Annotated in this window: 19 protein-coding genes; all 19 read right to left on the bottom strand. The window is 38.5% G+C overall.

Going from position 1 to position 23,699, the window contains the following annotated elements; genetic code table 11:
- Positions 1-25 precede the first annotated feature (25 nt).
- Positions 26-1,075 carry an aspartate-semialdehyde dehydrogenase gene (asd, locus tag AC6F34_RS09435; RefSeq protein WP_500771390.1) on the bottom strand — a complete coding sequence of 350 codons (1,050 nt, stop codon included), beginning with the start codon at positions 1,073-1,075 and terminating at the stop codon, positions 26-28.
- A gap of 244 nt (positions 1,076-1,319) precedes the next feature.
- Positions 1,320-1,916, bottom strand: coding sequence for a dipicolinate synthase subunit B (dpaB, locus tag AC6F34_RS09430; protein ID WP_500771740.1), 597 nt, complete (start codon positions 1,914-1,916; stop codon positions 1,320-1,322).
- Positions 1,910-2,812 (bottom strand): dipicolinic acid synthetase subunit A, encoded by a 903-nt coding sequence (gene dpaA / locus AC6F34_RS09425; RefSeq protein WP_500771388.1) that lies wholly within the window; start codon positions 2,810-2,812, stop codon positions 1,910-1,912. The genes dpaB and dpaA overlap by 7 nt, the downstream gene beginning before the upstream one ends.
- Before the next feature lie 590 nt (positions 2,813-3,402).
- Positions 3,403-3,675, bottom strand: a complete 273-nt coding sequence (locus tag AC6F34_RS09420; RefSeq protein ID WP_500771386.1) for a YlmC/YmxH family sporulation protein — start codon at positions 3,673-3,675, stop codon at positions 3,403-3,405.
- A gap of 67 nt (positions 3,676-3,742) precedes the next feature.
- Positions 3,743-4,978 carry a M16 family metallopeptidase gene (locus AC6F34_RS09415; protein ID WP_500771384.1) on the bottom strand — a complete coding sequence of 412 codons (1,236 nt, stop codon included), beginning with the start codon at positions 4,976-4,978 and terminating at the stop codon, positions 3,743-3,745.
- A 94-nt stretch (positions 4,979-5,072) separates the two neighbouring features.
- Entirely contained in the window at positions 5,073-6,050 is a 978-nt protein-coding gene (locus AC6F34_RS09410; RefSeq protein WP_500771382.1) for a polysaccharide deacetylase family protein, read from the bottom strand.
- Positions 6,051-6,357: 307 nt separating this feature from the next.
- The gene (gene pnp, locus AC6F34_RS09405) at positions 6,358-8,478 is read right to left on the bottom strand and encodes a polyribonucleotide nucleotidyltransferase (protein ID WP_500771380.1); all 2,121 of its coding nucleotides are present in this window, start codon (positions 8,476-8,478) and stop codon (positions 6,358-6,360) included.
- A gap of 317 nt (positions 8,479-8,795) precedes the next feature.
- Complete coding sequence (gene rpsO / locus AC6F34_RS09400; protein ID WP_307474376.1) at positions 8,796-9,065, bottom strand: 30S ribosomal protein S15; 270 nt, start codon at positions 9,063-9,065, stop codon at positions 8,796-8,798.
- Between the two features lie 140 nt (positions 9,066-9,205).
- Positions 9,206-10,159, bottom strand: coding sequence for a bifunctional riboflavin kinase/FAD synthetase (gene ribF / locus AC6F34_RS09395; protein ID WP_500771378.1), 954 nt, complete (start codon positions 10,157-10,159; stop codon positions 9,206-9,208).
- A 28-nt stretch (positions 10,160-10,187) separates the two neighbouring features.
- On the bottom strand, positions 10,188-11,099 hold the full coding sequence (truB, locus tag AC6F34_RS09390) for a tRNA pseudouridine(55) synthase TruB (protein WP_500771376.1): 912 nt from the start codon (positions 11,097-11,099) through the stop codon (positions 10,188-10,190).
- A 61-nt stretch (positions 11,100-11,160) separates the two neighbouring features.
- Positions 11,161-11,529, bottom strand: a complete 369-nt coding sequence (gene rbfA, locus AC6F34_RS09385) for a 30S ribosome-binding factor RbfA (protein WP_500771374.1) — start codon at positions 11,527-11,529, stop codon at positions 11,161-11,163.
- Between the two features lie 48 nt (positions 11,530-11,577).
- Positions 11,578-11,859, bottom strand: coding sequence for a DUF503 domain-containing protein (locus AC6F34_RS09380; protein ID WP_500771372.1), 282 nt, complete (start codon positions 11,857-11,859; stop codon positions 11,578-11,580).
- Positions 11,856-14,042 (bottom strand): translation initiation factor IF-2, encoded by a 2,187-nt coding sequence (gene infB, locus AC6F34_RS09375; protein WP_500771370.1) that lies wholly within the window; start codon positions 14,040-14,042, stop codon positions 11,856-11,858. The genes AC6F34_RS09380 and infB overlap by 4 nt, the downstream gene beginning before the upstream one ends.
- Before the next feature lie 19 nt (positions 14,043-14,061).
- Positions 14,062-14,364, bottom strand: coding sequence for a YlxQ family RNA-binding protein (locus tag AC6F34_RS09370; protein WP_500771368.1), 303 nt, complete (start codon positions 14,362-14,364; stop codon positions 14,062-14,064).
- Positions 14,361-14,645, bottom strand: coding sequence for an RNase P modulator RnpM (rnpM, locus tag AC6F34_RS09365; RefSeq protein ID WP_500771366.1), 285 nt, complete (start codon positions 14,643-14,645; stop codon positions 14,361-14,363). The genes AC6F34_RS09370 and rnpM overlap by 4 nt, the downstream gene beginning before the upstream one ends.
- Before the next feature lie 13 nt (positions 14,646-14,658).
- Positions 14,659-15,783: a transcription termination factor NusA gene (nusA, locus tag AC6F34_RS09360; RefSeq protein WP_500771364.1), complete on the bottom strand. Its 1,125-nt coding sequence runs from the start codon at positions 15,781-15,783 to the stop codon at positions 14,659-14,661.
- A gap of 107 nt (positions 15,784-15,890) precedes the next feature.
- The gene (rimP, locus tag AC6F34_RS09355; protein ID WP_500771362.1) at positions 15,891-16,361 is read right to left on the bottom strand and encodes a ribosome maturation factor RimP; all 471 of its coding nucleotides are present in this window, start codon (positions 16,359-16,361) and stop codon (positions 15,891-15,893) included.
- 946 nt (positions 16,362-17,307) lie between these two features.
- Complete coding sequence (locus tag AC6F34_RS09350; protein WP_500771360.1) at positions 17,308-21,630, bottom strand: PolC-type DNA polymerase III; 4,323 nt, start codon at positions 21,628-21,630, stop codon at positions 17,308-17,310.
- Positions 21,631-21,829: 199 nt separating this feature from the next.
- Positions 21,830-23,533, bottom strand: coding sequence for a proline--tRNA ligase (locus AC6F34_RS09345; protein WP_500771358.1), 1,704 nt, complete (start codon positions 23,531-23,533; stop codon positions 21,830-21,832).
- Positions 23,534-23,699 lie beyond the last annotated feature (166 nt).

Below are 23,699 nucleotides of genomic sequence, written 5' to 3'. Positions count from 1 at the left end.
AGGTTACCTACGTTTGTTCTAGGAATCATTTTACAAGTCCAAGCTTGATTAAACTTTCAGCAATTTGTACAGAATTCCATGCAGCACCTTTTAGAAGGTTATCAGAAACAACCCACATATGGAAGCCTTTAGGTTCATCCAAATCCTGTCTAATTCGACCGACAAAAACATCATTTTTACCGACACAATCAGCCGGCATAGGGTAAATTTGTTGTTCTGGTATATCCTGTAGAACAACACCTGGAGCAGATTTTAGCAATGCTTGAATGTCAGATACGCTTGCACCTAATTGTCCGATTTCGATGTAGAGCGATTCTGAATGCCCGGTTGCTACAGGTAAACGAACACAAGTTGCAGCTACCTTTAGTGATTCGTCATGCATAATTTTCTTCGTTTCATTGATCATTTTCATCTCTTCAAATGTATAACCGTTTTCTGTGAACAAGTCAATTTGAGGAATCGCATTAAAGGCAATTTGATAATGTTTTTTGTCCCCTTTAACCGGCAAAAGTGCTGGTGTAAAGTCTGCTTCTTCGACAATTGCCTTGGTTTGAGCATATAATTCTTCAACAGCTTGTGCTCCTGATCCAGAAACTGCTTGATATGTGGATACAACAATTTTCTCTAATCCATACTTTTCTTTAATCGGCTCGAGAGCGACAACCATTTGGATTGTTGAACAATTTGGGTTAGCAATAATACCGTTATGTGTAAGTAAATCTGCTTCATTAACTTCTGGTACAACTAATGGAACATTTTCATCCATTCTAAATGCACTTGTATTGTCAACAACAATTGCACCGCGCTTGACTGCTTCAGGTGCTAATTGCTTTGATACACTTCCTCCAGCGCTAAACAACGCAATGTCTACACCTTCAAATTTGTCAGGAGTAGCCTCCATTACAGTATATTCAGTGCCATTAAACTTGACTGTTGATCCAGCGGAACGAGCTGAAGATAATAATGTTAATTGTGAAATTGGGAACTGTCTAGACTCCAATGTTTTTAACATTTGCTGTCCAACTGCGCCTGTTGCTCCAACGACTGCTACGTGAAATGCTTTCTTCTGATCCATTCTTCATTCCCCTTTTCAAAAATAAAACTCTAGCAAAAGATTTCTTTAATTTTTATTCATTCACATGGAATCGCTCATCGAATTTATCATCCGATGAGCCATTTTTTCAGTTTACCTTCTAAATCATTCCTGTAAGTAAAGGATCCATAAGTAGTGATATATTTCCACGTTTAAAAATCTTCCTCTATTTTATCATATCCTCGACAATTTAAACTAACCTTTTGCTAGAATTAATCTACCTGGATTAATCTTTGTACTTTTCTACTAGAACAGGTTGCAATTGTTTTCCTAGTATTGCTTGTTCAACCGTATCCGATAAAAGACTCATTTTTGCGACCAATGAATTCGGCTTTTTAAATGGATCGTCTTGACCGTATGGAATGAAGTATATATTTTTTGTAGCCATTAACCGCATTAAATTAACTCCGTTTAAGCCTAGTGCATCATTAGTAGAAATCCCTAACACAACTGGCCTTCCATTTCTTAATGTTGCTTTTGCTGCCATCAGCACTGGCGAATCTGTCAATGCGTTCGCAAACTTTGACATTGAATTTCCAGTTAAGGGAGCAATAATCATACAGTCAAGCGGCAACTTCGGACCTAATGGCTCAGCTCCAACAATTGAATCAATTGATTTATAGCCTGTCAAATCTTCAATTCTCTTTATCCAATCTTCCCCTTTTCCGAATCGAGTTGTCGTATTCTTCACCGTAAAAGTAACGACAGGTCGAACCTCAGCTCCTGCATTTACAAGCTTTTCAATCTCAGGAAACACTTCATCATACGTACAATGAGAGCCCGTTAAACCAAAGCCAATTCGTTTTCCGTTTAAATTCATGATGTTTTCCCCTTTCTTAATGTAACATCATCTTGAATAAGCTGTGAAAGAACATTTGCAAGAATTTTACCTGCTGTTTTTGGTGCAACAATTCCAGGTAACCCAGGGGCTAACAATGCCTTCACACCCCTTTTTTCTGCATAACGGAAGTCTGTTCCTCCAGGCTTTGTCGCGAGGTCGATGATGAGTGTATGAACGGGCATTTTTGAAATGACTGAAGCTGTCAACACTAAATGAGGAATCGTATTAATGCAAATATCTGTTTGTTCCACTGCTTTTTCAATATCATTCAAATGAAACGGTGTGAGTCCCATTTCTGTAATTCTTGCTAGATGTTCACTTCTTCTTGCACCAACATTTACTTTTGCACCTAAAGCGTTAAAGGCTCTCGCTGTACTCATTCCTGTTCTCCCTAAACCTAACACCGTAACTTTTGATCCATGGATTGTATAATCTGTATGTTGGATCGCCATCATAATCGCACCTTCAATTGTCGGAATCGAATTGTAGATGGCGACATCATCACGTTCAAATAGTTTTACTAGCTTTCTACCCGTATTCTCAGATAATTGATTTAAATAGTCATTTGAAATTCCAGAATAGATTACACAATGAGGTGGAGTCTTCATCACATCTTCTTCTCTTAAAAACACTTTTTCATTTGAAAAAATTGTCTCAACTTGACCTTCTAAACTTAGACCTGGTACAGGAAGAATAATAACATCTATAACGCTAAAGTCCACTTCATCCATTTTTTCCTTTGAAGCCCCCGAAAAGGCATGATCTAATTGCTCAAAACCAATTAAAGAAAGCTTAGCATCCAACTCTGTCAGCTTTTTAATGATTTCTAGCTGCCGTGCATCTCCGCCGATTACTGCTATTTGTATTTCCGTCAGCATGCAACACTCACCTTCTTTTTATGAACCAAGAAAATGGTTCTTGAACTTGAACTACTTCAACATTCTATGTAAACATTCTGAGATCGGTGAGTTTTCCAAGTGGATTTACCGTCTTAAATAAAAAGAAGAATGTCTAATCATCGATTGACCTTTTTGAAGGACACTTTCACTCTAATCGATTCATTATTTGACAAAATGAATCAAGGAGTGCCCGACACGCTCTAAATAAGCTTCATTTTAAAACAACAAGGTATTCTAGAGGATTTCTATTGGAAGGGAGGTAAATGACATCGTTCATTCTCTCTTAACAAAATGGGCTATTAATGCATAAAGCATAGATTGATTAATACAATGGGCGAAGGCTTCTTGAAAATGCTCTATGCATTTCTTGTGTAATATTTTTTTGCCGATGAATTCCTTCTATTGCTTGAAAGCGTGGAATTACGAGGCTGATGCCTCGAGTTAACGTGGCTCAGCCCATGCCTAAAGGGTTAATATCTTTCCTTCAAATTTAATCGATAAAAGACCGTATACAAACTAAATTAATGGTTTGTATACGGCCTGACCCTCTATTCAAAATAGGTGTTCTTTTAATCCTCTATTTGCAGTTCTTCATAATTACTATAATCCTCAGGTATGTCGACCATGATCATATCGTTGCCGATGGTGTGTATATATTGCCATAGAATAGTCGTTTCCACAGTTTTTTTTCTCAGCCCAAACCATTTTGTTGTTGGTAAATGGATCGCATGCACTTTACCTGACCTCGGATCAAATTCAATATCGGCTTCATCTAATACCCCAATTCGCTCGGCCCTTTTCATATCGACAATTTCTTTTCCAGTCAATTCACTTATACGCATAGAACGATCCTCCCCTTCTCTTAGAGAAAAGGCTCAGCAGATAATCTGCTAAGCCCTTTCTACTTCACTAACAATTTTTTGGTAATTCTCCTGTAGGGCTAATAAGTGAAACCGAATAGTGATCTGTAAAGATTCTTTTTGCCATTTCATCGACGCCTTGTTTGTTCACTGCATCAATTTCTTCGACAATTTCATCTAATGAGCGATGACGGCGTAATAATAATTCATTTTTTCCATTACGACTCATTCGACTATTCGTGCTTTCTAAGCTCAACATTAAGCTTCCCTTTAATTGTTCTCTGCTATTCTTTATTTCCTTCTCCGTAACGCCATCACGTTTTAAGTTTGTTAATGTGTTTTGGATCGTATCATATAATACATCAAGTTGCTTTGCTCCAGTGCCTGCATATAAGGTGACAATTCCACTATCTTGATAAGAGGAATGGTAGGAGAACACTGAATATGCAAGTCCCTTATCTTCACGAACGTCCTGGAATAGTCTACTGCTCATACTGCCGCCCAAGATGTTGTTTAAAATAATTAATTCATAAATATCTTTATGTCCTACCTGTAATCCTTCAAAGCCAATACATAAGTGAGCTTGCTCTGTTTCCTTTTTTCGTGCTAATTGATTTGCATGAAATATAGGTTTTTCAGTTCCTTTAACCTCTTTGCTTGCTTCATATGAGCCGAAAAGCGCTTCAACTTCTTTCATGAAGATATCTTCAACGTTCCCAGCTATTGAGATGACTACGTTCTCAGGAGTATATGCCTCATGCATATATTGCTTTAATGTGTCCCCATTAAATTTCGACAAAGTTTTTTCTGTCCCTAAAATTGGATAGCCAAGTGGATGTTTTTCATATACTGCTTCGCTTAAAAGGTCATGAACAATATCATCCGGTGTATCTTCATACATTTTTATTTCTTCGTATACAACATTCTTCTCTTTTAAAAGTTCTTCATCATCAAATGTTGAGTGAAAAAACATATCGCTTAGCACTTCTAAAGCATAGCTAGCATGAGTGTCTAACACTTTTGCATAATAGCAAGTGTATTCCTTTGAAGTAAAAGCATTGACCTGACCCCCAATGCTATCAAAGGACTCAGCGATTTCTCTCGCTGTTCTTGTTTTTGTTCCTTTAAAGAACATATGCTCAAGAAAATGTGAAATACCATTATTTACTGAATTTTCATTTCGTGAGCCTGTACCAATCCATACGCCAATCGCTACAGATCGAACAGTTGGAATGTTTTCTAGGACGATTCTTACTCCGTTTTGACAAGTATATTGATTAATCAATGATTAGCCTCCTGTTCTACAAAAAGATGCCTTTTACCACTGTAACGAATTCTTCACATTTTAGCAAAAATTTTACTCCATCTCACAGTTTATCCTATTCTGAATGTTTTTCCAAACCTTTGTTGCTATTTTTTGTTCTTTCTTCACTCACGAGCTCTGAAACTGTACCAACGACCAATCCTTTTTCATCCAAACTCGTTAGCAAGGAGTCCATCGCCTTCATTGTTGATTCTGTAGGATGCATTAAAATAATCGCTCCGTTATGCACTTTAGAAAGAACCCGGTTCAATAGCACTTCTGGTGTTGGCTTTTGCCAATCAATCGTATCTACTGTCCACATTACTGTTTTTAAGTTATTTTCTGCTGCAATCTTTACCGTTTCATCACGAAAACTTCCACTTGGAGGTGCAAACCATTCAACCTTCTTTTCAGTTATTGCTTCAATCACTTCATTTGTCTCTCTAATTTCGGATATCGTCTTTTGTGTTGAGATCGATTTCATATCCGGGTGTGAATAGGAATGGTTACCGATTTCATGGCCAGCAGAAGCAATCATTGCGGAAAGCTTTGGGTTATTACGCGCCCATCTGCCTTCTAAAAAAAAGCTTGCGGAAACACGATGATTTTTTAAAGTAGCTAGAATGTTAGGTAAATACTCATTTCCCCAGGCAACATTAATAACAAACGCGACCATTTCTTTATCCGGATGCCCTCTATATACAGGCAAAGGTGGCAAATCATCTAGATGAACCTCCGGCTTAACCTCATCATACGCTAGTTTTTCCTCATTAAATTGCTTTTCTTCCTTCATGTTCTCAAACGATTTCTCTATATTCACCTTTCGTCCATTCAAACCAGGCATCGCTTTCCAAACCCTATCATTCTTCGCATCCATAGGTGGTATGTAATATTGATTTGCTTTATCAGTAATTTCTTTATACAAAGGATCTATTTTTTGAGCGACTGACACAGAATCATTCTTTAACACATTAATATAATGATTCGTAAATGGATTTGAGATGACAATCACGGCGAGCAAAAAAGTGAATAGCAATGGTATGATTTTTTTCATACTAAAACATGCCCCCTTCTTAGTAAAAAATATGTTTTAAAAGGACATGCTAGAACGTCGATAATCGAATTTTAAAAATCAAAATTCATACTTTGCATGGATTTTTCACGACTAGGTTAATGTAGTTAAAATAATCTTGTTTTAAATTTTAAGGGAAAGGAGGTGACTCCGTCTCAGAAAAGTTATAAAACAGTCAAACGGTATCCTCATGATCTAAGTGAACTAGAGAGAAAAACACTTTGATAATAAAAAAAGCGTAGAGAAGGTGAGATCACCATTTTCTACGCTTTTTTCGTTTAAACTTTTTTTACTTTTGAGCACTTTCTTGTTGTTGGCGTTGCTCTTTTATTACGGCTTTTCTTGATAGATTTACTCGACCCTGCTTATCGATCTCAGTAACTTTTACCAATAGCTCGTCCCCAAGTTTCACAACATCTTCCACTTTACCAACACGCTCTTCCGCAAGTTCAGAAATATGAACAAGACCATCTTTTCCATTGAATATTTCAACAAATGCACCGAACTTTTCAATTCGTTTTACTTTACCTAAATACATTTGTCCTACTTCAACTTCACGTACGATGTCTTCAATGATTTGTTTTGCTTTTTGGTTCATCTCTTCATTGGTAGAAGAGATAAAGACTGTTCCATCTTGCTCAATATCAATTTTCACACCAGTTTCTTCAATAATCTTATTGATTTGTTTCCCGCTTGGTCCAATTACATCACGGATTTTATCTGGGTTGATTGACATCATTAAGATCTTAGGAGCATATTGAGAAAGTTCTTTATTTGGCTCAGAAATTGTAGCCAGCATAGATTCTAAAATCTGCATGCGTCCTACTTTTGCCTGCTGCAATGCTTCTTCCAAGATTTCTCTTGAAAGACCCTCAATTTTAATATCCATTTGTAACGCTGTAATACCTTTTGCAGTTCCTGCCACCTTAAAGTCCATATCTCCTAAGTGGTCTTCCATTCCTTGAATATCAGTAAGAATAGAATAATGTTCTCCTGTTTTAATTAAGCCCATTGCAATTCCAGCTACAGGAGCTTTAATTGGAACACCTGCGTGCATCATTGCTAATGTACCAGCACAAATACTTGCTTGTGATGAAGAGCCATTTGATTCTAATACTTCTGATACAAGACGCACTGTGTATGGGAAATCCTTTTCAGAAGGAATAATTGGATCTAAGGCGCGCTCTCCAAGAGCTCCATGTCCGATTTCACGACGACCTGGTCCACGAATCGGGCCCGTTTCACCTACACTAAAGTTAGGGAAATTGTAATGATGCATGAAGCGCTTTTCTTCTTCAATGCCTAAGCCATCAAGAATTTGAACATCTCCTAATGCACCAAGTGTACAAATGCTCAATGCTTGTGTTTGTCCACGTGTAAATAGTCCTGAACCATGTGTACGTGGAAGTATTCCAACTTCTGATGACAGTGGACGAATTGCTTCTAAACCACGACCATCTGGACGTACTTTATCTTCAGTAATTAAACGGCGAACTTCACCTTTAACAATTTTATCTAAAACTTGTTTCACTTGTTTTAAAAGATCATCATCTGCTTCTTGCTCTTCATAATGGGCAAGCACTTTATCTTTTACGACTTTAATTGCCGCTTCACGCGCATGCTTCTCTTGAACTTGGATTGCTGGAATCATATCTGCTTCACATTGCTTACGAACTTCAGCTTCTAGTTCTTGGTCGATTTGATAAAGAACGATATCCATCTTGTCTTTACCAATTTCACTTGCAATTTGTTCTTGGAATGCAATTAAACGTTTAATTTCTTCATGTGCAAACATAATTGCTTCTAACATTGTTTCTTCAGGTACTTCATTAGCCCCTGCTTCAACCATGTTAATTGCATCTTTTGTTCCTGCTACAACTAAATCCATATCACTTTTCTCTGCCTGTTCAACAGAAGGATTAATAACAAAGTTGCCATCAATACGACCAACCGTTACACCAGCAATTGGACCTTCGAATGGAATATCGGATACTGATAACGCAAGTGATGAACCAAACATTGCTGCCATTTCTGACGAACAGTCTTGATCGACACTCATCACCATACTTACTACTTGTACATCATTTCTGAATCCATCAGCAAATAGAGGACGTATTGGACGGTCAATTAAGCGGCTCGCTAAGATTGCTCGTTCACTTGGACGTCCCTCTCGCTTGATAAATCCTCCTGGAATCTTACCAACTGCATATAAACGTTCTTCATAGTTTACTGTTAATGGAAAGAAATCTAAATTCTTTGGTTCTTTTGATGCTGTTGCAGTACTTAAAACTGCTGTATCACCATAACGAACGAGTACTGAACCGTTTGCTTGTTTTGCAAGTTGACCAAGTTCAACTGTTAGCGTGCGACCAGCCCATTCTATACTGTAGACATGTTTATCTTGTCCCATTATTTGTTTACCCCTCTCTGCCATTTCACTTTTAAAGTGGCATCGTTTCATGCTTGTATGATGAATAAAAGCCAAATGCTGAATATTTTAGAATTGATAATACTAGTATGTACACGTTTTCTATGTTATAAAAATAAAATCATTATGTAAATGATATCATTGCACATTATTTTACTCACATAATCTATTTGTATCTGCTTTTTGCGTTTACAATAGGTGAATTCGATGACTGAATTCTTCAATATGAATGTTGAATCAGGGTTCAATTTACACTTTCTGATGCATTAAAAAAGCGGGAAAAATCCCGCTTTCTCTTCTTATCGACGTAAACCAAGTTTGTTGATTAACTCACGGTAACGTTGAACATCTTTGTTACGTAAGTAAGTTAATAGGTTACGACGCTTACCTACCATTTTCAAAAGACCGCGACGTGAGTGGTGATCTTTCTTATGAGTACGTAAATGACCATTCAAATTGTTGATTTCTTCCGTAAGGACAGCGATTTGAACTTCTGGAGATCCAGTGTCGCTTTCATGAGTTTTGAACTCATTGATTAGCTCATTTTTACGTTCTTTTGTGATTGCCATCCGATTCACCTCCTAATCATATATCCCCTGCCACTGAGCAAGCGTCGGTGAAGTCGCATTGCCAAGCGAAGGTTCTTTTTAGTACGTTAATAAGAATACAACTTTTCATTAGAAATTGCAAGGAATAAAGCGTGAATTTTCTAGTTTGACTCGATGAACGTTTCAAAATAATTTATTGTTTCATCCTTGTCGATGCTTATTTGTTTAGTTAAAGCATCAATTCCTGAAAATTTCTTCTCGTTACGTATACGTTTATGCCATTCAATTACAACAGTTTGTCCATATATATCGGCATCGAAATCGAAGATATGAACTTCAACACTCGGCTTTTCCTTCTTTGCCTGAAATGTCGGCTTATATCCAATGTTACACACACCGTTATGCCACTCATTGTTTACATTTATTCTTACAGCATAGACGCCGACTGGTGGTACAATATAACCGTCCTCAACATCGGTATTCGCCGTCGGAAAACCAATCGTTCTCCCTCTTTTATCTCCGTGGACAATCACACCACTTGTTGTATAAAATCGACCGAGTACCGGGGGAATTTTGACAACTTCTCCATTGCGGATATACGCGCGGATATTTGTTGAGCTAATCTTCTCATCTCCACTTTCTAATTTTGGGATGATGCTTTGAGTAAATTTTCCTCTAGAGTGGAATGGCATAGTTTCCATTGTTCCTCTGCCCATTCTTCCATATGAATAATCAAAGCCTGCTGTCACATGCTTTACATGGAGATTGATTAAATAGGAATCAACAAACTCTTGTGGAAGAAGACTAGCAAACTCTTTCGTAAAGTGAACGATGAATACGTAATCGACATTCAACGTTTTCAACTGCTCAATTTTTTGTTCAATTGGTGTAATATACTGAACTTCATTTGCTTTTGAGCTAAGTACAACAGATGGATGCGGATCAAAGGTCATTACCGCACTTTTTAAACCTTTTTCATTTGCCGCTTCAATTGCACCATTGATTACCTTTTGATGCCCTAAGTGGACACCATCAAAAAAACCAAGTGCAAGTGAAAGTGCTGGTAAGTCTTCTTTATGTAAGCGATGAGGATGCTCGATCTTAATTACTTTCATGTTGAATCACCTTTTTCTCTAAACAAGTTCATTCATTACGCAAAACTTTTTTCGGCTTCATCATCCCAGACTTATCAGGATGGTGCTGATAAATCGCTAATGCTTGTTCATTATAATAAACTGCAATTGGATTTGTTTCAGTTTGTAAAAATGCTGGAATAGTTAAGATTGAGCCGTTTTTCACTTTCTCTGCTAATGTATCATTTATTTCATATTTCGGCAAATAGGATATCCCGTATTCTAGTGGATACAATGCGTTTTCAAGTGTTAATTCGTCCATTCTCTTTTCCACTTCATCTAATGTTAAACATTCAGCTTCAGTGAAGGAGGCAGATTGGACTCTAGTTAGTTCAGACATGTGAGCTGGATATCCTAAAGATTCTCCGATCATTACTGCGAGTGTTCGAATATATGTACCTTTCCCACATTCAACATGGAATCGGAACGAAATGGCTTCTCCAAAAAAATCTTCACGATCATCAAGTAATTCGATGTTGTATATCTCAACATTTCTTGTCGGTCTTTCGACTTCAATACCTTTTCTTGCGTATTCATATAAGCGCTTTCCATTCACCTTTACAGCTGAATACATAGGAGGTGTTTGCTGAATTACACCAACAAAACGATTCAACACTTCAATAATTTGTTCACGCGTAAAATGTTCAGTTACTATTTTTTTAGCTATGACCTCTCCTGAGGCGTCTTCCGTTGTTGTTGCAGTGCCAATCGTAACTTCTGCCTCGTACGCCTTCCCAGCATCAGTAATATATTCAGCTACCTTTGTTGCTCTACCTAAACAAATAGGTAAGACCCCATCAACATCCGGATCTAGTGTGCCTGTATGACCAATCCTTTTCATACGGATTATTTTTCGGAGTTTAAATACACAATCATGTGAAGTGACTCCTTTTGGCTTCCATAATGGCAAAATTCCTTCCACAAATCTCACTCCATTTCTTCTTAATAAGCTCTTTTTGCAGAAAAAATGGATAGACATTTGTCTATCCATTATCCTTATCTGTAGAGCGATCTTTTTCATGAATTTGGCTTAGTAATGATTCAATTCTGTTTCCGTAATCAATAGATTCGTCAAACTCGAATAGCAGCTCTGGTGTTTTACGCAAGCGAATACGTTGGCCAATCTCAGAACGGATAAACCCTTTTGCCTTTGCAAGGCCTTTTAACGTATTTTCACGTTGCTCTTCATCACCAAGAACAGAAATGTATACTGTTGCTTGTTGAAGATCACCTGTTAATTGCACATCCGTAACCGTTACAAATCCAATACGTGGATCTTTAATTTTTCGGCCGATGATTTCACCGAGCTCTTTCTTCATTTGCTCACCGATTCGATTAGCTCTTAAGGTCATTTATTGTCACCTCTTTATTACGTAACCCGAGTTGTTTCTACAATCGATTTATAGAAATTCAATCGTTGTTTTTGTGCGCTCGATTTCTGGAAAGGAATCGAGGAAAGATAATGTTTGTTGCAATGTTTGCTCAACTGGAATTTTTGCTGAACCGACTGAGACAATTGCAAGTTCAGTTCTTTGCCATAAATCCTGTGCACCAACTTCTGCGATCGAAACATTAAATTTCTGCTTCATTCTAGTAAGCACCCTTTGAAGAACAGATCGTTTGTCCTTCAAAGAGTGTGCATCATAGATGAAGCATTCACATGAAACAAACCCGATAATCATTTACGTTCTATTTCCTGCATAACGTATGCTTCGATAACGTCGCCTTCTTTTACATCATTGAAGTTTCTAATTGTAATTCCACATTCATAGCCTTGTGCAACTTCTTTCGCATCGTCTTTAAAACGTCTAAGAGCATCAACTTCTCCTTCGAAAATAACAACTCCATCACGAATTAGACGAACACCACTATCGCGAGTGATTTTTCCATCAGTTACATAAGAACCTGCAATTGTTCCTACTTTAGAAACTTTGAATGTTTGACGAACTTCCGCTTGACCAATAATTTTTTCTTCAAATTCTGGATCAAGCATTCCTTTCATCGCCAACTCAATCTCTTCGATTACATTGTAAATAATACGGTGTAATCGAATATCAACATCTTCCGCTTCAGCTGCACGCTTTGCGTTCACATCCGGTCTTACGTTAAATCCGACAACGATTGCATTAAAAGCTGCAGCTAACGTAATATCCGATTCGTTGATTGCACCAGCACCCGAGTGAAGTATTCTGACGTTAACACCTTCAACATCAATTTTTTGAAGTGCAGCTGTCAACGCTTCAGCAGAACCTTGAACATCTGCTTTCACAACAACGTTAATATCTTTCATTTCACCTTGCTTCATTTGTTCAAATAAGTTATCAAGGCTAACACGTGTTTTTTCACTACGCTGAGCTTGTAACGCTTGTGTTGCTCTTGCTTCACCGATTTGACGAGCTGTTTTCTCGTCTTCTAAAACTGCGAAGCGATCCCCAGCTTGTGGTACTTCATTTAGACCAGTGATTTCAACAGGTGTAGATGGGCCAGCTGTTTTAACGCGACGCCCTAAATCATTCACCATTGCACGTACACGTCCAAATGTATTACCAACAACGATTGGATCACCTACATTTAGTGTTCCGTTTTGGACTAGAAGCGTTGCAACAGATCCACGGCCTTTGTCAAGCTGTGCTTCAATTACAGTTCCTACGGCATTACGGTCTGGGTTTGCTTTATATTCTTCTACCTCACCTACAAGAAGAATCATTTCAAGCAATTCGTCAATTCCATCACCTTTAATCGCTGAGATTGGTACGAAAATTGTATCTCCACCCCACGCCTCAGGAACTAAGTTATGCTCAGTTAATTCTTGCATAACACGGTCCGGGTTTGCCGCTTCTTTATCCATTTTATTCACAGCTACGATAATCGGTACTTCTGCTGCCTTAGCATGGTTAATCGCCTCAACTGTTTGTGGCATAACACCATCATCTGCTGCAACAACTAAGATCGTAATATCAGTGATACTTGCTCCTCGTGCTCGCATTGTTGTGAAAGCTGCATGTCCTGGAGTATCCAGGAAGGTAATCTTTTTACCGTTATTTTCGATTTGATACGCACCGATATGTTGTGTGATTCCGCCTGCCTCACCAGCGGTCACTTTCGTGTTACGGATGGAATCAAGCAATGTTGTTTTACCGTGGTCAACATGCCCCATGATTGTAACAACAGATGGACGTTCAACTAATTTTGTTTCATCTTCTTCTGCAAAATAAACTTCTAGGTCTGTCGTATCAATCTTAATTTCCTCTTCTACTTCCACACCATATTCTGCAGCGATTAACTCGATCGAATCCTTATCAAGCTCTTGGTTAATTGTTGCCATAACGCCAAGCATGAAAAGTTTCTTGATGATTTCTGAAGGCTCACGGTGTAACTTCTTCCCTAGTTCTGCAACTGTTAAAGATTCAGTGAACGTGATTTTCTCAGGAAGTTCCTTCACTTTTTTAGGGGCTGGTGGAGTTGATTGTTGCTTGCCTCTATTTTGATTTTGTTTGTTATTTTTATTCTTGTTTTTGTTAAAAGGCTTATTACCTTTTTGATTATTTTGGTTAAAGCCACCTTGTTGCTTAGGAGCATTTGTGTTGCTTTGACCCTTCGGTTTTGCACCTTCCGCCTTTTTTGCAGATGGCGCATTTTGAACTTGAGGTTTCTGCCCTCGATCGTTTTGTTGTGGCGCAGTTGGCTTCGCTGCTTGAGCCTTTTCGGATTTATTGTATAATCCATCAAGCTTAGCAACAGCTGATTCTTCGATTGTTGTCATATGGTTTGAAACCTCGATTTTCATTTCTTTTAATTTCGCAATTACGTCTTTGCTTGAAACATTTTGTTTTTTTGCATATTCGTATACGCGCATTTTACTCATGTTTTCACCCCCGCTAGAATTAATCGAGCAACGTCAACAGCTTCCGAGCAAATCCATTGTCTAAAACGGCGACTACAACACGAGCCTCTTTGCCAATTGCTTGACCTAATAGCTCGCGATTATCGACGATTTTACATGGAACGTTATAAAACTTACATTTATCTGTAATTTTCTTTGCCGTATTATCAGATGCATCATTTGATAATAAGACTAACTTTGCTTTGCCATTTCTTATTTCTTTTACAGTGAGCTCTTCACCCGAAATCACTTTCCGTGCCCGATTGGCTAAGCCAAGCAATGACATCCATTTGTTTGTATTCATTTGGATGACCGTTTCTCCTTCTCTATTAGAGCTAGTAGCTCGTCATAGACTGTTTCTTCTATTTTAACTTCTAAGTGGCTTTCAAGAGATTTCTTCTTTTTTGCCAATTCAATAGTTTCAACTTCTTTGGATAAGTATGCGCCTCTACCCGACATTTTACCAGTAGGGTCAACAGATACTTCTCCTTCTTTTGAGCGAACGATGCGAACGAGTTCTTTTTTCGGCCTCATTTCACCGGTAACAACACACTTTCGCATTGGAACTTTTTTGCGGTTCATCACCATTCACCTCTTCTTACTCATCTTTAAAATCATACGCATCTTCATCGTATTGATCGTCATCATTAAATTGCAGCAGTGATTCTTCACGTGGGTATATATCAGCAGCGCGAGCATCTGTTTCAGATTTAATGTCAATCTTCCAACCTGTAAGCTTAGCTGCAAGTCTTGCATTTTGTCCACGCTTCCCAATAGCAAGTGATAATTGATAGTCAGGTACAACGACTGTCGTTGCCTTTTCTGCTTCGTTAACGATTACATCTAGTACCTTCGATGGGCTAAGTGCGTTCGCAACGAATACAACTGGATCTTGTGACCATTTCACTATGTCAATTTTTTCACCTTTAAGTTCGTTTACAACCGCTTGTACACGGGTTCCTTTAGGACCAACGCATGAGCCAACTGGATCAACATCCTCTTGTTCAGAGTGAACAGAGATCTTCGAACGGTCTCCCGCTTCACGTGCAACAGATTTGAGTTCAACTGTACCATCATAAATCTCAGGAACTTCAATTTCAAATAATCGCTTTAATAATCCTGGGTGAGTTCTAGAAACGTAGATTTGAGGACCCTTCGTTGTTTTTTCTACCTTTGTGATGAATACTTTAATTCGATCATGTGGTTTGTATTGTTCATTTGGCATTTGCTCGTTAGCTGGCAAGATCGCTTCAATCTTTCCAAGGCTTACATAAATAAATTTTGAGTCTTGGCGTTGAACAATACCTGTCATGATATCTTCTTCACGGTCAATAAACTCAGAATAGATAATGCCGCGTTCAGCTTCACGTACTCGTTGCGTAACGACTTGTTTCGCAGTTTGAGCTGCAATACGACCAAAGTCTTTAGGTGTAACTTCAAGTTCTACGATATCTTCGACTTGATAGTTTGAATGGATTTTCTGTGCATCTTCAACAGAAATTTCAAGTCTTGGGTCAAAAACCTCATCGACTACTTCTTTTCTTGCAAATACTCTCATTGTTCCAGTACCTAAATTCAAATCAATACGCACATTTTGCGCTTGATTAAAGTTCCTGCGATATGCGGACACCAACGCTGCTTCAATCGCTTCAATAATAACATCGCGAGAAATTCCTTTTTCTTTTTCAAGCAATGTTAGAGCATCTAAAAGTTCACTGCTCATGAGTAATTAATCCCCCTTTTTTAAAAGTAAAGCAACCCGCACTAAACAATGCGATCCTAAAAGCTTCTTTCTAAAAATCAATAAAGAAATGGCTCCTATTTGCTTGTTTATGAAAATACAATGGCCAGACGAGCACTTGCGACCTTATCATAAGGTAGTTTGAACGTCTTTTTACGTGTTTTAATTTTCACTTCAATTTCTACTGTTTCACCATCAAATCCTACAAGTAATCCTTCAAATGTTTTCTCTCCATCAATTGGCTCATATGTTTTCATAAACACATTCTTTCCAATTGCTTTATGGAAATCTTCACTCTTTTTTAACGGTCTTTCTGCACCAGGTGAAGAAACTTCAAGAAAATAGTTATATGGAATAGGATCAACTTCATCAAGCTTCTCACTTAAACGTTCACTTACAATTCCACATTCTTCAATATCTACGCCACTGTCTTTATCGATAAAGACTCGTAAAAACCAGTCACGGCCCTCTTTCACATACTCAATTTCAACCAATTCTAACTGTAAATCCTCTAGTATAGGGACAACCAGCTGTTCAACCTGTTCTGTAACCTTGCTCATCTAATCCCTCCTTTAATGAGCATTCTTAGAAAAAATGTCCAATTAAGAATACGAAAAAAACGCAGACAATAACGAAAGAGTGGGTTTCCCCACTCTTGTTTGCGAAGTTATCTGTTAGTATTTCCAATAAAATAATACCATAACCAAAATTTTAATGCAAACACGAAAAGCGGATGGCACCTGTCTTTCGGCGACAAGCACAAGAGGAGAGACCAGATGGTTGTTCTTTAACCCTCTGAGCGGATTCACTTATGACCTCGAGCCGATGGTGCATGAAGCTAGACAACACGAAAAGCGGAGGTGGCTTGTACAGCGTCGTATGGCCTGGAGAGTTTTTTCTGAGATATAGGAAACACGATGAACGACAGTGAATCGATGTTGACTTATCGTAGAGAAAAAATCGAAGGGCACTAGACGCTAGTCACCGCAGCTAGACAACACGAAAAGCCGAGGGCACCTGCCTATCGGCGACAAGCACAAGAGGAGACGACCAGATGGTTGTTCTTTAATCTTCTGAGCGGATTCACTTGTGACCTCGAGCCGATGGTGCATGAAGCTAGACAACACGAAAAGCGGAGGTGGCTTATACAGCGTCGTATGGCCTGGAGAGTTTTTTCTGAAATAAAGGAAACACGATGAACGACAGTGAATCGATGTTGACTTATCATAGAGAAAAAATCGAAGGACACTAGACGCTAGTCACCGCAGCTAGACGACGCGAATAGCTAATGGCGTCTGAAACTATCCAAGTACTTAAGGTTATCAATCCTTCTTCGAATAGATCATCATTTTACAATATATCTATTCATTATCACCTCGGTACTGACACCCCTAAATACAACTATCTCTACAAAAAGTGCAGTGACCCAAAGTAGATTTGTATTAGAAATAACTACAACGATTAGATATTGAAAAAAAGCAGGAGATTTCCCCCTGCTTTTTCTATTTAAAACAAGCTTAATTGATTTTGGTCTGGTAAGCCTTCTAGGCATCCGTGGTTATCAAGATATTCAATGATTGTTTTTGATACTTTCCCTCGTTGTTGCAAGTCTTCCTTCGAGAGGAACTCTCCGTCTTCTCTTGCTTTTACGATATTAAGAGCCGCGTTTGTTCCTAGACCTGGAATTGAATTGAATGGTGGGATTAGCGTATCTCCTTCAATTTTAAATTCCTTTGCATCCGATTTATAAAGATCGACTTTTTTAAATTGAAATCCTCTTTCATTCATTTCTAATGAAAGCTCTAATACGGTTAAGAGATTCTTCTCTTTCGTCGAAGCATCCAAACCTTTCTTGTTGATGTCATCAATGACTGCGCGAATGGCTTGTGAGCCTTTTACCATTGCATCGATATCAAAATCTTCCGCACGGACTGTAAAGTAGGCCGCGTAATAGAATAATGGATGATGTACCTTGAAGTATGCAATACGCACTGCCATTAATACGTATGCGGCAGCATGGGCTTTTGGGAACATGTACTTGATCTTCTTACACGAATCAATATACCATTCCGGCACTTCGTTTTTGCGCATTTCTTCTTCCATTTCATCTGTAAGACCTTTCCCTTTACGTACAGATTCCATAATTTTAAATGCAAACGCTGGGTCTAGTCCTTGATAAATTAAATAAACCATAATGTCATCACGACAACCAATTACTTCACTTAAGGTACAGATATTATTGTGGATCAATTCTTGCGCATTTCCTAACCATACGTCTGTACCATGCGATAATCCAGAGATTTGCACAAGCTCTGAAAACGTTGTTGGCTTTGTATCTTCGAGCATTTGACGAACAAATCGTGTACCGAACTCCGGAATTCCAAGTGTTCCTGTTTTACACATAATCTGTTCCTCTGTCACTCCTAATGATTCCGTACCACTGAAAATCTTCATAACCTCAGCATCATCGGTTGGAATGGTCTTCGGGTCGATGCCGCTTAAATCTTGAAGCATCCGAATGACTGTCGGGTCATCATGTCCAAGTATATCTAATTTCAACAAGTTATCATGGATTGAATGGAAGTCAAAATGAGTTGTTTTCCACTCTGAATTGCGATCATCCGCTGGGAACTGGATCGGCGTAAAATCATAAATGTCCATATAATCCGGTACTACAATGATTCCACCAGGATGCTGACCAGAAGTACGCTTTACCCCAGTACATCCAGAAGCCAATCGGTCTATCTCCGCCCCACGCATTTGTAAATTGTTGTCCTGCTGATACGCCTTTACATAACCGAACGCCGTTTTATCAGCAACCGTACCAATTGTACCTGCTCGATACACATACTCTTCTCCGAATAACACTTTTGTATAGTTATGCGCTCGTGGTTGGTATTCTCCTGAGAAGTTCAAGTCAATATCGGGAACCTTGTCCCCTTTAAATCCAAGGAATGTTTCGAACGGAATATCATGACCATCCTTTTTATAAGCGATTCCGCAATCCGGACAGTCTTTATCAGGTAAATCAAAACCAGATCCAACTGATCCATCATCAAAGAACTCAGATTTCTTACATGTTGGACAAACATAATGGGGAGGCAATGGATTCACCTCTGTAATTTCCGTCATCGTCGCAACAAATGACGAACCAACCGATCCACGCGAACCAACAAGATAGCCATCATCTAACGACTTCTTAACGAGCTTGTGGGAAATTAAATAAATAACAGCAAATCCGTGACCGATGATACTTTTTAATTCTTTTTCTAAACGAGCCTCAACGATTTCTGGCAATTCTTCGCCATAGATTCTTCTTGCCATACCATAACTCATTTCACGCATTTCATCGTCAGCGCCTTCAATCTTTGGCGTATATAAATCATCTTTGATCGGCTTAATTACATCAATCATGTCGGCAATTTTATTCGTGTTCGTTACAACGATTTCCTTCGCCTTTTCATCATCTAAAAATGAAAATGACTTTAGCATTTCATCCGTCGAACGGAAATGAACATCAGGTAAATTATGACGATTTAATGGATTCGCACCACCTTGAGAATTCACTAAAATCTTTCGATAGATTTTATCATTTGGATTTAAATAATGCACATTCCCAGTTGCAACAACTGGGATCTCGAGCTTATCCCCTAAAGCGACTACCCTAGAAATAATCTCTTTCAATGCTGTTTGATCTCGTACAAGCTCGAGCTCTAATAAATGAGAGTAAACCTCTTTTGGAAGAACCTCAATATAATCATAAAATCGAGCTGTATCTTCTACTTCCTCGGGAGATTTTTGCATCATCCCCTCGAATACTTCTCCCTTGTCGCACCCTGAACCAACTAAAATTCCTTTGCGATGCTTCTGCAGAACTGAGCGAGGAATCCTCGGAACACGATAGAAATAATCAATATGTGAGATCGAAACAAGTTTAAATAAATTCTTCAAACCTTCTTCCGTTTGCGCAAGGAGTGTGCAGTGGTAAGGACGTGCGCGCTGATAAGCGTTGCTGCTTCCCATATGATCATTAAACTGATCGTGGTATTCAATCTCCTTACCTAGTGCGTCTTTTAACATTTTTATTAACAAATAACCAGTTGCCTCAGCATCAAAAATGGCACGGTGATGCTGCGTCAGTTCAACATCGAACTTTTTTGCTAATGTATTCAATCGGTGGTTTTTCATCTCAGGATACAAAAACCTAGCCAGCTCTAACGTATCAATGACAGGGTTCTCTGCTTTTCCAATACCAAATTTCTTATAACCGACATTAATGAAGCCCATATCGAAGGAAGCGTTATGAGCGACAAGAATTGCGTCTGCTGCCCAAGCTTTAAAATCTTTTAATACTTCTTCAACCTCAGGAGCATTTTCAACTAAATCATCAGTAATTCCGGTCAAATTAATCGTCGTAGCAGAGAGTTTATGATGAGGGTTAGCAAATGATTCAAACCGATCAATGATTTCTCCGTTATGAATTTTTACTGCCGCAAGCTCAATGATCGTATCATAGTATGCTGATAACCCTGTCGTCTCAACATCAAATACAACATATGTATCATCTGTGAGTTTCCGGTGAGCGTCGTTATATACAATTGGTACGCCATCATCGACTAAGTTTACTTCAACACCATATAAAATCTTTACATCATTTTTCTTTCCAGCGCTAAACGCCTCTGGAAACGACTGAACAACGGCATGGTCTGTAATGGCAATCGCCTTATGACCCCATTTTTTCGCTTGTGCTACGAGTGAACTTACTGAGCTAACAGCGTCCATTTGGCTCATCGGGGAGTGTAAATGCAGCTCCACACGCTTTTCGCCTTCTGGTGCATGATCCTGTCTCTCTACCGGCTTGATTTCATTAATATCATTTCCGATCATAACAAGGTCGCGAACGAAAGTATCATTCTGCACACTTCCTCGCACCTTGACCCACATTCCCTTACTCACTAAACCGAATAGGGCAGCATCTTCTTTATCACGTGAAAACATTTTCACCATGATTGAGCTTGTGTAGTCCGTAATCTTAAAGGTTAATAATGTACGACCACTGCGGAGCTCCTTTGTTTCAGCTGAGAAAATATATCCTTCAATGGCAACACGTCGCTCTTCATCAACGATATCATTAAGTCTACGAAATTCATTATCATCCTTAATTGTCAATCCAATCGTAAGTGGACCTTTTGGTAAATCTGGGCCACCAGCTTCGGCTTCAGCTTCCTTCTTCTGCATTTCAATTGCAGCTTGAAGCCCGCGCTCATGATCCTCTTTTCGTTTCGCCTCTAAAAATCTTTCATACTCATCATTTGTTTTGTCAACCGTTGAAGTCGTATCAATCGTTAACGCTGGAAAACCAAAGGATTGATAAATATGATTGATCATCTGTGCATATTTATTTTTTATTGTTAACCCTTCCATGTCATTACGAACTGTTAAAACGAGTTTATTTCCTTGTATAGAAGGTGTTTGTTCGTTTAATAATTTTAAGAGTGGAGGAGCAATCCCTTGCATTTCTTTTATGCAATGATGCCAATAGTCCAATATAAGCTTTTCATCAAATTGCTGATTTCGCACCTCTAATGCAAACGAAACTGTCGCAATGTGAGAAAATGTCTTTTGAAGCTGTTCAGCAAATCTTGTAAATACGGTACATGGGAGAATATTGTCAAAAACGAGTTCAAAATGCCAACGTCGTTCTTTTTTCTCCAATAGTACTTTCTTTATTTCTGCATTTATAAAATATGCTTGCAAAGCATCTTCTGTTAATTGCAATTGCTGAAGCAAGACTTGGAATCTTTCTCTATTTCCATTGTAATCACTCATGCTTCATCCCCCTAACTTTTTCACTCGATCACTTAATCTGCAAGTCCTAATTATATCATAATGGGCATGATCGTTTCAGTGTAATAATTGGTTTTATAGCTTCAAAGATCACTCTTTATCAAATCATAGAGGAAATCAATATTTCCTCGTTCCTATAGAAAAAACTCTCGAGAAGTGACTTACTCGAGAGTTTGGCTATTTATAAGCTTTTCATTAAAGTAGTGATCACATTACTTAGTTCTGACACATGAACGTCTTGTTGGTCACCTGATTGTCGAACTTTCACTTCAACAATACCTTCAGCAGCTTTCTTTCCAACTGTGACTCGGATTGGCAAACCGATTAAATCTGCATCCGCAAACTTAACCCCCGCCCTCTCAGCACGATCATCAAATAACACACCATACCGCTCTTGTTTTAATTGATTATAGATTTCTTCTCCTAATGAAGCTTGCGTGTCGTCCTTCATATTCAAGGAAATGACATGAAGATCGTAAGGTGCTGCCGTTGTTGGCCAAATGAGTCCGTTATCGTCATTGAATTGCTCTGCAAGCGCTGCAAGTAAACGCGATACCCCAATTCCATAGCACCCCATAATCATTGGTTGAGTTCTTCCATTCTCATCTAAGTAAACAGCATTCATCGCTTCACTGTAGCGAGTTCCTAGTTTAAAGATATGTCCAGCCTCTATTCCTTTTGCAAACACAATTTTGCCTATTCCATCAGGAGATGGATCGCCTTCTTGGATCATACGAATGTCTGCATATTGAGAAATAGAAAAATCGCGATCAGGATTTACTCCTTTAAGATGATGGTTTTCTTCATTCGCTCCACAAACCGCATTGACCATCGCTGCTACTGCATGATCGGCAATTACTGTCACATCATTTAAACCAATCGGCCCAACATAGCCCACTTCAGTTCCAGTGACTTCTTTTATTTCATTAGATGTAGCCAATTCAACAGAAGCTGCATCCAATAGATTTTTCACTTTAATATCATTTACTTCATGGTCACCGCGGACGAGAACTGCTACAAACTGATCATCAACTTTGAATAGTAGCGTTTTTATACACTCTTCTTTTGAAACTGATAAATAATTTGCAACCTCTTCAATTGTCTTCTGATTAACCGTTTCTACCTTTTCTAGCAATTGTTCTTCTTCGTCTTTTTTTGTATATGACACTACAACTGGAGCCATTTCAACATTTGCAGCAAAATCAGATTGATCGGAATAAGCGATCGTATCTTCACCAACCTCAGATAAGATCATAAACTCATGTGTATCTTTCCCACCCATTGCACCTGAATCTGCAATAACTGCACGATAATTTAACTTTAAGCGAGAAAAAATGTTAGAGTAGGCTGTATAAAACTTATCATACATTTCATCTAAGCTTTCTTGACTTGAATGGAACGAATAAGCATCTTTCATAATAAATTCACGACCTCGTAAAACACCAAATCGCGGTCTCTTCTCATCACGGAACTTCGTTTGGATCTGATATAATGCTAACGGCAATCGCTTATAAGATTTTACTTCATCTCTTACCAGGCTTGTAATGACTTCCTCATGTGTTGCTCCTAGAGCAAAGTCGCGATCATGTCGATCTTTCATTCGCATTAATTCAGGTCCGTATGAATACCAACGTCCTGATTCTTGCCATAATTCAGCCGGAGCCATTGCAGGCATTAATAATTCTGCCGCGCCAGCCGCCTCTAATTCTTCACGAATAATTTGCTCAATTTTTTTCAAGACTTTGTTCGCGAGCGGCATATAGCTATATATCCCACTTGCGTTTTGTCGTATAAAGCCAGCTCTTAATAAGAGCTGATGGCTCTTTATTTCCGCATCAGCAGGAACTTGTTTCATAGTAGGAATAAGCGTCATAGTTTGCTTCATATCATGTACACCTTTCTATTCATCATCAATTTTTATTAAGTGAATCAAGTCCAACATTCAATCATTCTTGTCAAAGAACGAACATTAACTGTTTTTATACAAATAATCTTCAAGTATTGTTTCAGACGACGCTTTCCAAGGAGTAGCCGTCTTTCACTGTAATCTA

The sequence above is a fragment of the Niallia sp. CD-39 genome, from assembly GCF_059874745.1.
Note: the sequence above shows the minus strand (reverse complement) of the source record. Positions and strands in the feature narration are given on the sequence as shown.

What these genes read in the sequence shown, in the direction of transcription:
- asd (WP_500771390.1), bottom strand. Translation starts at nt 1,075, where the DNA reads ATGGATCAGAAGAAAGCATTTCACGTAGCAGTCGTTGGAGCAACAGGC.
- dpaA (WP_500771388.1), bottom strand. Translation starts at nt 2,812, where the DNA reads ATGCTGACGGAAATACAAATAGCAGTAATCGGCGGAGATGCACGGCAG.
- AC6F34_RS09420 (WP_500771386.1), bottom strand. Translation starts at nt 3,675, where the DNA reads ATGCGTATAAGTGAATTGACTGGAAAAGAAATTGTCGATATGAAAAGG.
- AC6F34_RS09410 (WP_500771382.1), bottom strand. Translation starts at nt 6,050, where the DNA reads ATGAAAAAAATCATACCATTGCTATTCACTTTTTTGCTCGCCGTGATT.
- pnp (WP_500771380.1), bottom strand. Translation starts at nt 8,478, where the DNA reads ATGGGACAAGATAAACATGTCTACAGTATAGAATGGGCTGGTCGCACG.
- rpsO (WP_307474376.1), bottom strand. Translation starts at nt 9,065, where the DNA reads ATGGCAATCACAAAAGAACGTAAAAATGAGCTAATCAATGAGTTCAAA.
- ribF (WP_500771378.1), bottom strand. Translation starts at nt 10,159, where the DNA reads ATGAAAGTAATTAAGATCGAGCATCCTCATCGCTTACATAAAGAAGAC.
- rbfA (WP_500771374.1), bottom strand. Translation starts at nt 11,529, where the DNA reads ATGACCTTAAGAGCTAATCGAATCGGTGAGCAAATGAAGAAAGAGCTC.
- AC6F34_RS09380 (WP_500771372.1), bottom strand. Translation starts at nt 11,859, where the DNA reads ATGATTATCGGGTTTGTTTCATGTGAATGCTTCATCTATGATGCACAC.
- infB (WP_500771370.1), bottom strand. Translation starts at nt 14,042, where the DNA reads ATGAGTAAAATGCGCGTATACGAATATGCAAAAAAACAAAATGTTTCA.
- AC6F34_RS09370 (WP_500771368.1), bottom strand. Translation starts at nt 14,364, where the DNA reads ATGAATACAAACAAATGGATGTCATTGCTTGGCTTAGCCAATCGGGCA.
- nusA (WP_500771364.1), bottom strand. Translation starts at nt 15,783, where the DNA reads ATGAGCAGTGAACTTTTAGATGCTCTAACATTGCTTGAAAAAGAAAAA.
- rimP (WP_500771362.1), bottom strand. Translation starts at nt 16,361, where the DNA reads ATGAGCAAGGTTACAGAACAGGTTGAACAGCTGGTTGTCCCTATACTA.
- AC6F34_RS09350 (WP_500771360.1), bottom strand. Translation starts at nt 21,630, where the DNA reads ATGAGTGATTACAATGGAAATAGAGAAAGATTCCAAGTCTTGCTTCAG.
- AC6F34_RS09345 (WP_500771358.1), bottom strand. Translation starts at nt 23,533, where the DNA reads ATGAAGCAAACTATGACGCTTATTCCTACTATGAAACAAGTTCCTGCT.